This window comes from Pedobacter sp. KBW01 (assembly GCF_003852395.1).
In the GTDB taxonomy this organism is placed as follows: Bacteria; Bacteroidota; Bacteroidia; order Sphingobacteriales; family Sphingobacteriaceae; genus Pedobacter.
The window spans coordinates 17,201-27,945 of record NZ_QAJQ01000013.1; the positions used below are offsets into that span (position 1 = coordinate 17,201).

Sequence of the window (10,745 nt, forward strand, 5' to 3'; positions counted from 1 at the left end):
TAGCACAATGACTATAAACTTGACTTCTCTATCAATAAAAGACCCTGAAATAAATTCAGGATGACGAATCCTCAAGATTTAAACGCCTAGTAACAATCTAGCCGGATCTTCTAATAATTGTTTCACACGAACGAGGAAACCTACAGACTCACGTCCGTCGATAATTCTGTGATCGTAAGATAAAGCAACGTACATCATCGGACGAATTACCACTTCACCTTTTTCAGCAACCGGACGCTCAACAATGTTGTGCATACCTAAAATAGCCGATTGTGGCGCGTTAATAATCGGGGTCGACATCATTGAACCAAATACACCACCGTTGGTGATAGTAAAGGTTCCGCCAGTCATTTCTTCGATGGTTAATTTGCTATCGCGTGCTTTTAAAGCCAGCTCTAATACCGATTTCTCAATCTGTGCCAAAGTCATGCTCTCTGCATTACGGATAACCGGAACTACTAAACCTTTTGGAGCAGATACGGCAATTGAAATATCGGCAAAATCATTGTAAACCAATTCTTCGCCTTCAATACGACCATTTACAGCAGGGAAATCTTTTAAAGCTTCGGTTACAGCCTTAGTAAAAAAGCTCATAAAACCTAAACCAACACCAAATTTCTCTTTAAACTGATCTTTATATTTTCCGCGTAAATCCATAATTGGTTTCATGTTAACCTCGTTAAAGGTGGTTAACATTGCGGTTTCATTTTTAACAGCAACCAAACGTTTTGCAACTGTTCTACGCAACGGCGACATTTTTTCGCGACGCTCGCCACGGCCACCAGCAGGTGCTGCAGCAGCAACAGGAGCGCTGGCTTTAGGAGCTTCGGCTTTTTTACCAGCTTCTGCTTTAACAGCATCATCTTTAGTAATACGACCATCAACACCAGTACCTTTTACAGCCGATGCATCGATGCCTTTTTCGGCAAGGATTTTACCAGCAGCAGGTGATGGAGTACCTGTAGCATAGCTTTCACCTGATTTTTCAGCAACAGGAGCTGCAGTTTTTTCTTCAGCAACAACCGCTTTCTCTTCCGCTTTTGGCGCATCAGCTTTGGCAGGAGCTGCACCACCGTCTTCAATTTTACAAACTACTGCACCAATGGCTAAAGTATCGCCTTCGGCTGCTATGGTTTTTAAAGTTCCAGCTTGTTCTGCAGTTAATTCGAATGTAGCCTTATCCGATTCTAATTCGGCTATCACTTCATCCATTTCAACAACATCACCATCGTTTTTTATCCAACGTGATAAAACAACTTCTGTTATCGACTCACCTACAGGTGGAACTTTTATCTCTAAACTCATAATATAAAATATGTCTTTATTATCTTTCTAATGATCAAATTTCAATAATCAATTATCAAGACCTAACGCCATGCCCTAAACGCTTAGCGCAATGCCTTTAATCGATTTGAACTAATTTTTTTGTTGCTTTTTTAGCAATATCTTTCACATCTTCTGTTACCGGAATTTCGAAAGCTTTAGCTAAAATATAAGCTTGCTGGTTGGCATGTTGTTTTGCAAAACCTGTAGCTGTACTGCTGCTCTCTCTTCTCGAAATTACATCAATACCTTTCAAGGCAGTTTTGTACAACTTGCGGAACAAGTATGGCCATGCACCCATGTTTTCAGGTTCTTCCTGTACCCAGAAAACTTCTTTGGCATTTTTATATTTTTTCTGGATGGCTTCCATCTGATCAACCGGAGTAGGATACAATTGCTCTACACGAACAAGTGCTACATGCTTCAATTTATCAGCTTGTTGTTTCTCCAGTAATTCGTAGTAAATTTTACCGCTACAGAAAACGATACGGTTTACATCTGCAACTTTAGCGTTTACATCGTCAATTACCTCTTTAAAGCCACCTTCGGTAAATTCTTCTAATTTAGAAACACAGGCCGGATGGCGCAATAAACTTTTTGGCGTAAATACAACCAAAGGTTTACGGAAATCGCGTTTAAACTGGCGACGTAAAACGTGGAAGAAGTTAGCCGGAGTAGAACAGTTTACAACCTGCATGTTATAATCTGCACAAAGCTCCATAAAACGCTCAATACGTGCTGATGAGTGCTCTGGTCCCTGACCTTCGTAACCGTGAGGCAATAACATTACCAAACCGTTTTCGCGCTGCCACTTGGTTTCGGCACTTGCGATATACTGATCGACAACAATTTGCGCACCGTTAAAGAAATCGCCAAATTGTGCTTCCCAGATGGTTAAAGCATTCGGGTTAGCCATGGCATAACCATATTCGAAACCTAAAACACCATATTCTGATAAGTGCGAGTTGTAAATATCAAATGCAGCCTGCTGATCTGAAATGTTAGCCAATGGTACATATTCTTCCTCGCTGTCTTCTAAGGTTAAAACCGCATGACGGTGAGAGAAAGTACCACGTTCTACATCCTGACCACTTAAACGAACACGTTTACCTTCTGATAACAAAGTACCATAAGCCAGTTGTTCGCCCATTGCCCAATCGAAAACATGTGTTTCGTTAACCATTTTGGTACGCTCAACAAATAGTTTTTCGATTTTTTTGAAGAACTTTTTATTTGATGGTAAAGTGGTAATGCGTTTACCAATTTCAAGTAAAGTTGTTTTTTTAACAGCAGTAACCGGAGAAACTTCGAAATCTTTAGGCGTAGCCATACGTAAATCTGCCCATGCACCACCAAATTTAACTTCGGTGTTGGCGGCAACAAATGCCTTGGCTTCATTTAAACGTTCCTGCAAAATACCACGGAAATCTTTTTCCATTTCTTTTGCCAAACCTGCCTCCAGCGAGCCTTCTTTAGTTAACTGCTCAATATAAATTTCCCTTGGGTTAGGGTGTTTTTCAATTGTTTTGTACAATAAAGGCTGAGTGAATTTAGGCTCATCAGACTCATTGTGACCGAAACGACGGTAGCAAAGAATATCAATGAAAACGTCGTTTTTATATTTCTGACGGTATTCCATTGCCAGGTTAATGGCATAAACCAAAGCCTCAGGATCATCGCCGTTTACGTGAAAAACAGGCGATAAAGTTACCTTGGCAATATCAGTACAGTAAGTACTGGTACGTGCATCTTTATAGTTAGTGGTAAAACCAATCTGGTTGTTAATTACCAGGTGAATGGTACCACCAGTTTTATAACCTTCCAAACCAGCCATCTGGATTACTTCGTAAACAATACCTTGTCCGGCTACTGATGCATCACCATGGATCAAAATCGGCGCTAAACGACTATTGTCGCCACCGTATTTAAAATCGATTTTAGAACGGCTCATACCTTCTACCACCCCATCAACAGTTTCTAAGTGCGATGGATTTGGGCATAAACTTAAGTGAACGCTTTTACCAGCATTGGTAGTTACATCGGTAGAATAACCTAAGTGGTATTTTACGTCGCCACCAAATGGGGTATCAGGGTTGTAGCTTTTACCTTCAAACTCGGCGAAAATATCTTTATAGGTTTTTTGCATGATATTGGCCAACACGTTTAAACGACCGCGGTGAGCCATACCAATTACAAACTCTTCAATACCCAATTCTGCACCTTTTTCGATTACCGAATCAAGTGCTGGGATTAAAGCTTCTGCTCCTTCTAATGAGAAACGTTTTTGTCCTAAAAATTTTGTACCCAGGAAATTTTCGAAACTTACCGCTTCGTTTAATTTACGCAAGATGCGTTTTTTCTCTTCGATAGAAAAATTAGGCGTATTGCGCACACTTTCCATTTTTTGCTGAATCCAGTTCAACACTTCAGGAGTACGCAAAAATTTATATTCGGCACCAATAGAGTGCGTATATGTTTGTTTTAAAACAGCAACAATATCTTTCAGTTTTGCTGCACCAATACCAAGTTCAACACCAGAGTTGAAAACGGTTTCCAAATCAGCATCAGATAAGCCGAAGTTAGAAAGTTCTAAAGTTGGTAAGTGTTTGCGTCTTTCGCGTACCGGGTTGGTATGCGTAAATAAGTGACCGCGGCTACGGTAGCCATCAATCAGGTTAAGTACATTAACCTCTTTTAAAAATTGTTCCGGAGTTTCTACTGTTACTGCGGTGGCTTCCGATCCTCTTCCAAAATCGAAACCTTCAAAAAACTTTTGCCAACCAAACTCAACTGATTCAGGATCCTGCTGATACGACTGATATAAAGCATCTATATATTCGGCATTTGCGCCGTTAAGATAAGATAAACTACCCATTATTAACTGTTTACTATAAGCATTACAAAATTAGAATTTTACCTTACATTATCGGCAAAAAACTGCATTAAAAATCATATTGATGGAATTTAGAATTATTATTATCAAACGATTGAATTATTGAATGACTGAATTTAGAAATGATTGAATTACCGAACGATTAAATGAGTGATTTTTTAAATTTACCATTAGATCAGATCTTTTACACTAAGTAAATCAACTATGCTATCATTCAAAACTCCATCCTTTATTCATTCCCTACGAAGCCCAGATGGTAGCATAGTTACCTTTCGGATCGAGGTTCTTAATGTTTTTATCGAGATTGAAAACACTTTTCGATTTTTGATCGTTACCAACCCCTGCCACATTGGCCCAATTACCCCAGTTACTGGCCGGATTGTAATCGATCAGTTTTTCTTCAAAATAAGCCGCTCCAAAAATCCAGCTCACCTCCAAATTATTAATCAGGTAAAGTGCGGCTGTTTGGCGGGCAATGTTCGAAATAAAACCTGTTTGGTTTAACTCCGTCATTACTGCATCAACTACCGCAAAGCCTGTTTGTCCACTACGCCATTTATTAAAATTCTCCTGTTCGTTTGATACATCGACCAAACCCTGGCTTCCAAATCCATCCGGATTAAAAAAGGTATTGCCATATTTCTTAAACATGAAACGGAAATAATCTCTCCACAACAATCCCAATAAAATATGGTTAAACATGGCTTTGGTATTAGGCACACCTTCCATTTTTTTAATTTCCCAGTACACCTTACGCGGCGATAAGCTGCCCATGGCCAGCCATGCCGATAATTTCGACGCTAAAATTAAATTCTTGGTAGTAGCAGCCTGTTGCATGGCTACAATAACCTTTTGTAAATGTACCAATCCCTCGGCCTCACCACCTGTAAACTCAAAATCAGCACGCTGGTCTTTTTCCTGCACCAAAAGGTTAAGTTCTGCAAGCGATGGCAAGGTACCCCAGTCAATTACTTCCGCTACATTAATGCGATCGGGCGCAGCAAAGCAAGGTTTAATAATCGAATCGCGTTCAATTTTCTTTTTAAACTGGTTAAACGCGTCGGGGATATCTTTAATCGGAAAAGGTAAATCTTCTTTATTATATAAGGTATGGCCAATAAAATGTTTAAGGTTAATGCGCAGTTTCCACAAGGCATTTTCAACCAGGGTAGATACATGTGTTTCTTCACGCGCTACCTCACGGTGGTGGTACACTTCGGTAATTTCGTATTCCTGCACCAATTGCGGAATAATATCTTCGGGGTTACCTGCAGCAATTAGTAAGTTGCCACCAATCTGTTTTAAGGAATTGCGTAAGCCTAAAACGCTTTCTAAAATGAACTGCGCCCTAATGTTGCCGGTTTTCAGGGTACCATATTTTGTTTCTCCGAACAAGCGGTGATCTAAAATATAAACAGGCAAAATCGAATCAGATTTAGCAATCGCTTCAACCAACATTTCATTATCATGTAAGCGAAGATCGTTTCTAAACCAGACTAAAATTTTTTTGGACATCTTTTATCGAAAAGGAGTATAAGAACGCGTTTACAAATTTATTTTATTTTTCCACTCCATCAAACCCTTAAACAATTCTTTACAAACAGGTAACAAAAGGATCATCAGCCTTTTAATCTCGTTTTAATCTCTGTACAAAACCCTTTTGTATCTTTGGTGTTTTAAACTCATGGCGAAGAAGATACTGATTACGGGGGCTACCGGACTTGTTGGTACAGCACTGAAAAAACAACTGTTAAGTAAGGGTTATGAAGTGAATACCCTGTCGCGAAAAAGCAACAAAGATCCAAATAATTTTATCTGGGATGTTTACCAGGGAACAATCGATGGTGCTTGCATTGCGGGTGTAGATGCAGTGGTGCATTTAGCCGGCGAAGCCGTTGCCGATAAAAAATGGACGGCCGAACGCAAGCAACAAATTATAGATAGTCGCGTAAAATCTACTGAACTACTTTTCAGCGCCATTAAATCTGCTCCCGGCCACCAGATCAAATCTTTCATTTCTTCATCGGCAGTAGGGTATTACGGCGATTGCGGCGACGAAATATTAACGGAAGAAAGTCCTAACGGTTACGGTTTTTTAGCAGAATGCTGTAAACTTTGGGAAGATGCTGTAGATGAAGGAAAAAAACTTAGCCTGCGCATTGTTAAATTACGTACCGGCATTGTGTTGAGTACCCAGGGTGGCGCATTGCCACAGCTCCACCAACCAGTAAAGTTATTTGCCGCCGCAGCTTTGGGCACAGGCAAACAATGGACACCGTGGTTGCATATTGATGACATGGTTGAAATGTATATCCAAGCCATCGAAAACCCCAAAATGGAAGGGAGTTACAATGCCTGCGCGCCTTTTCCGGTTACCAATAAAACACTTACTAAAGCTATTGCCAGGCACCTGCACCGCCCTTTCTGGCCATTATACGTACCAAAGGCGGCACTAAACTTATTATTAGGCGAGCGTACTGAAGCTGTTTTAATGAGCAACAATACTTCTGCGCAGAAGATTTTGGATGCAGGCTTTACATTCAGTTTTACACATTTGGATGATGCACTGAAGGCGCTTTACGGAGGTTAATTCTGCTAATTGTAGGCAACATTGTCATGCTGAGGGTTAATTTATTTCATAAAAATCAATATTAGTGACAGCGCCTTCGGAGTCGTCATTGCGAGGTACGAAGCAATCTTACTACTATGGGTGGATAAAAGCATCTATTTAATTTCAACTAGCGATCGTTGTAAGATTGCTTCGTCGTTCCTCCTCGCAATGACGGTTCTTCTATGGGGTTTGTCAATGGTAGTGCAACGAAGCATCTCTTGCATCATCTTCAATCTAGCCACGGAGGCACGGAAAACACGGAATTTATAACGCCAAAGCTGTCATGCTGAGTGCAACGAAGCATCTCCTGCATTATCTTCAATCTTGCCACGGAAAGCACCAAATACCCAAGGCGCTCAGCTGAGGTGATCGTCATTCCCGCGAACGCGGGAACCTTAATGCCTTCGCTACTACAGTCAAACAGAAAGTACCAGGTACTCAATATGCGCATACCAAAGATTAATACTTCTATTTTAAAGCAAACTGTAGTCATTTTTACCTTGCCACTAAAAACGACTACAAAAATGTAGTCAAAATTATTGTAGTCGTTTTTTTGACTACACCACCATCGACTACAATATTTAATGAAGAATAAATAATACCTATATATAGGTGTATCAAAACGTTCTTTTACCTGCAATACTAGTGTTATTTAATTGGTGCAGCCTTTGGTCGCGTTTTATAGGCCAGCGTAATCAGCAAACTAAATAAAACCAGTAAAGAGGCTGTCCAAACCAGGGTATTTAACAAATGCCTTTCGTACGAAACATACTTATTTAACATATAGGTTGTTACAGGCAATAATCTTCTGGTGGTATCAAGCGGATTAGTTCCCGAATCGGTATAAAATTGTGGAGTCTTATCTATGCTTCCATTTACTTTTCCATACCAAACCATTCCCAAGGCATAATTGGTAAGCGTATCAGGCATGGTGATGCGCTGCTGATGTTCCAATTGTTCTTTATTAAGGGGAATCTTCAGCTTATTTAAATCGTTGTTATCGCAATTAATGGGCTCGTAGTGTTGGCCAGTCCAGTACATGCACTGCTCAATTGACTTTGCAGTATGAATGGCTTTATCCTCATTGTTTTTCCAGAACCAATAGCTTGTGCTAACCACAAAAAGAATAATAAAAGAACAGGCGACTTTAAAGAGGGTTGAAACAGGAGGTTTAGGTCCATTTTTTTCACCTTGTAAACTTCCGCCATCATCATTTTCTCCGCCATTTTGCTGATGCCCCGCCACTCCATTTGAAGTTTCATCATTTTTTTGCGCACCATCCTTAGAATCTTCACCGCCCTTTAGTAAAGTTTTTCTTTTATCTTTTTCCTCATCATCCGCTTTGTCTTCTCCCTCTTCTTTTGAAATGTCTACTTCATTTTTTCCCTCACCATCCTGCTGATCATCATTTTTTTCTTCTGAAGTTTCTCCCACATCTTTTCTTTCATGGATAAATCCTTCATTAGTATTTACATTAGTTTCAACACCTGCATTGGTCGAAGTATTTTTCTCTGAAATTGACCCCCTTCTTTTATCTTCAATTTCTTTTTGAGAGTTCCGATGCAACTCCATATAATACGCAGTACTGGTTTTTGGATGAAATCCGATTAGCCATGCTAAAAGTTCAAAATATTTAATTCCGGGTTTCTTCACACCGCCTTTTAAAACATTAGAGGTCTGTTTAAACTCTTTTGCTAGTGATTTTTCCAGAGTGGTCAGATAACCTTTTTCGCAATCTACATTACTGAAGAACAGTCTTAGTATCTCATGATCTTCCGGAACGTATCTTTCACGGCAAACAATAATGCATTCCTCACGCAAATTTCCTGGGGTTGGCTCCATAAGATTTGAAGATAAACTTCCATCACGTTTTTTCTTTTGATAGGCTTCAAACACCACCTTTCTATAATCCTCAGGCATTTTTTCAAAAATTTAAGTGTAAAAATAGGGCGGAATTTTCGGAATTTTTACGGTTTTCCGGAATTCTGGCGGAATGATCGGAAAAAACGTAATTCTCTGAAAATAAGCTTTTTGAAGCCTGCATATTTGTTCTAACAATTAGTTCAAGCGGCGATTCATTTACTAATCTAAGCAAAAAATTAATTGAATAAAAAGAGTAGAAATCGCGGTGGTTCGTAGCCGGCTTGGGAAGCAGTTATAAAGCTCCCGCGATGGAAACTCAGACTTCCCAAATTTTTCAGAAGGCCTTCTGATTTACAAACCCGGAGAAGGGCTTGCGAATGGTTCGCGGGTACCCTCCATAGTAATTATCCTTAAAAAATTTGAAGTTATGTTTTTACCATTATTCATTGCCATCTTATTAGGCTTGGCAACCCCTGCAGATACAAATAACAACTGCATACACAATACAAATACAACAGTTAGTACCAACGGTACCGATCCTGGTGCCCCAGGAGATCCTGGAGATACAGATCCAACCGATCCAGGCGATGATGGAACTGGTGGCGATACAGGACAAAATCCTCCAAGGTAGTATTGTTCAAGGAAGGTGGTTTACAACCGCCTTCCTTTTTTTACCCTGACTATATCCAAAGTACTGTAGTCACTTCTTACAAAAAATCTGAAGTAATTAAAAAGCTTTTATTTTTTGTATTTTCGGATAAAAAAAAGCCATTGAAACCGCTCTTCTCATTACTCATTGTTTTACTGTTATTTTCTTGTTCAAAAAAAGAAAATCTAGAAAAGAAATTTCACAACCCATACTACGATTTAGCAAAAAAGTACAGGGACAGTGGGAAACCTGATAGTGCCTTTATACAATTTAATCAGGCAAAAGAATTTGGTATACAAAACAGAGATAGTTTAAGTATAGCTAGTAGTCTCATTAATATGGCCATATTGCTAACGAATGCAGGTGATTACTTTGGGGGGCAAGAAACTTCGCTTCAGGCAAATAAATATCTTAATGAAAACAATCCGAAACACCATTATTACCTCGGATCAAATTATAATAATTTAGGTATTGCGACCTATAATTTAAAGGATTACAACAATTCTTTAAAACTATATGGATCAGCCATCAAGTTCTCTGATGATTCTTTAGATACCCGTATGTATTTAAATAATGAAGCTAAAGTGTACCAAGAAATAAAGGACTATAAATCTGCATTAAACATATATGATCAGATATTAGCAAAAACCGCTAAAAATGAGAAAGAATATGCCCGCGTATTAACCAATATTGCTAAGACAAAATGGCTTCAAAACCCGGCATATAATCCTGTCCCAGACTTTTTGAAATCATTACAGATTCGAAAAAAAGAAAATGATTTATGGGGACAAAATTCAAGCTATGCCCATCTCTCCGACTATTATACTTTAAAACAGCCAGATAGTGCACTTCTTTATGCACACAGCATGTATAACGTGGCGCAAAATTTAAAAAGTGCGACCGATCAATTAGAAGCTTTACAAAAACTCATTAAACTAAGCCCTCCAAAAGAAACAAAACATTTTTTTAACGTATATGAAACACTAAATGATAGTGTTCAGAATGCCCGTAGCGCAGCCAAAAATCAATTTGCCCTTATCCGTTACGAAACGGAGAAGAGCAAGGCCGATTTTCTAAAAGCCCAGGCAGAAAATGCAGAAAAACAAAATGATATCCTCCGCAAAAATATTGGCATAGGAACCTTAATACTCCTTTTAATAGTGGGTTTCATCCTATACAGAAGAAGACAAAAAGAGCTTAAGAAAGAAAAAGAACTGGAAGTTAAAAAAACAGAACTCAAATATGTTAAAAAAGTTCACGATGGTGTTGCCAATAAAATATATCAGGTAATGTCGGAAGTAGAAAATGATCCGGAAATGAGTAAAACCATATTGGCAGACAAACTTGAAGTTATTTACAAAATATCCAGAGATCTTTCATACGAAAATGGGGATTTCGGCAATAGT

7 protein-coding genes are annotated in these 10,745 nt (G+C 39.0%); 3 read left to right on the forward strand and 4 right to left on the reverse strand.

What is annotated here, in order from left to right; all coding sequences use genetic code 11:
- Positions 1-78: 78 nt before the first annotated feature.
- From odhB to DBR40_RS14465, 3 genes are all read right to left on the reverse strand, one after another.
- Positions 79-1,305 carry a 2-oxoglutarate dehydrogenase complex dihydrolipoyllysine-residue succinyltransferase gene (gene odhB / locus DBR40_RS14455; RefSeq protein ID WP_124560468.1) on the reverse strand — a complete coding sequence of 409 codons (1,227 nt, stop codon included), beginning with the start codon at positions 1,303-1,305 and terminating at the stop codon, positions 79-81.
- Between the two features lie 97 nt (positions 1,306-1,402).
- A complete protein-coding gene (locus tag DBR40_RS14460; RefSeq protein WP_124560469.1) occupies positions 1,403-4,198 on the reverse strand; it encodes a 2-oxoglutarate dehydrogenase E1 component in 2,796 nt (931 codons plus the stop codon).
- Between the two features lie 258 nt (positions 4,199-4,456).
- Positions 4,457-5,731 (reverse strand): DASH family cryptochrome, encoded by a 1,275-nt coding sequence (locus tag DBR40_RS14465; RefSeq protein ID WP_124560470.1) that lies wholly within the window; start codon positions 5,729-5,731, stop codon positions 4,457-4,459.
- 169 nt (positions 5,732-5,900) lie between these two features.
- Between DBR40_RS14465 and DBR40_RS14470 the strand changes: the two genes are divergently transcribed.
- Positions 5,901-6,806 (forward strand): TIGR01777 family oxidoreductase, encoded by a 906-nt coding sequence (locus DBR40_RS14470; RefSeq protein ID WP_124560471.1) that lies wholly within the window; start codon positions 5,901-5,903, stop codon positions 6,804-6,806.
- 669 nt (positions 6,807-7,475) lie between these two features.
- On the opposite strand, the gene DBR40_RS14475 is transcribed toward DBR40_RS14470, so the two are convergent.
- Positions 7,476-8,747, reverse strand: coding sequence for a hypothetical protein (locus DBR40_RS14475; protein WP_124560472.1), 1,272 nt, complete (start codon positions 8,745-8,747; stop codon positions 7,476-7,478).
- 370 nt (positions 8,748-9,117) lie between these two features.
- Here DBR40_RS14475 and DBR40_RS14480 point away from each other — a divergent pair, with 370 nt between their 5' ends.
- Together DBR40_RS14480 and DBR40_RS14485 are read left to right on the forward strand one after the other, a co-directional pair.
- Positions 9,118-9,321: a hypothetical protein gene (locus DBR40_RS14480; RefSeq protein ID WP_124560473.1), complete on the forward strand. Its 204-nt coding sequence runs from the start codon at positions 9,118-9,120 to the stop codon at positions 9,319-9,321.
- 2 nt (positions 9,322-9,323) lie between these two features.
- Positions 9,324-10,745: tetratricopeptide repeat protein (locus DBR40_RS14485; protein WP_148090178.1), on the forward strand; the 1,422-nt coding region annotated here is incomplete at its 3' end.

Coding starts and splice junctions, on each gene's coding strand:
- odhB (WP_124560468.1), bottom strand. CDS start 1,305: ATGAGTTTAGAGATAAAAGTTCCACCTGTAGGTGAGTCGATAACAGAA.
- DBR40_RS14460 (WP_124560469.1), bottom strand. CDS start 4,198: ATGGGTAGTTTATCTTATCTTAACGGCGCAAATGCCGAATATATAGAT.
- DBR40_RS14465 (WP_124560470.1), bottom strand. CDS start 5,731: ATGTCCAAAAAAATTTTAGTCTGGTTTAGAAACGATCTTCGCTTACAT.
- DBR40_RS14470 (WP_124560471.1), top strand. CDS start 5,901: ATGGCGAAGAAGATACTGATTACGGGGGCTACCGGACTTGTTGGTACA.
- DBR40_RS14475 (WP_124560472.1), bottom strand. CDS start 8,747: ATGCCTGAGGATTATAGAAAGGTGGTGTTTGAAGCCTATCAAAAGAAA.
- DBR40_RS14480 (WP_124560473.1), top strand. CDS start 9,118: ATGTTTTTACCATTATTCATTGCCATCTTATTAGGCTTGGCAACCCCT.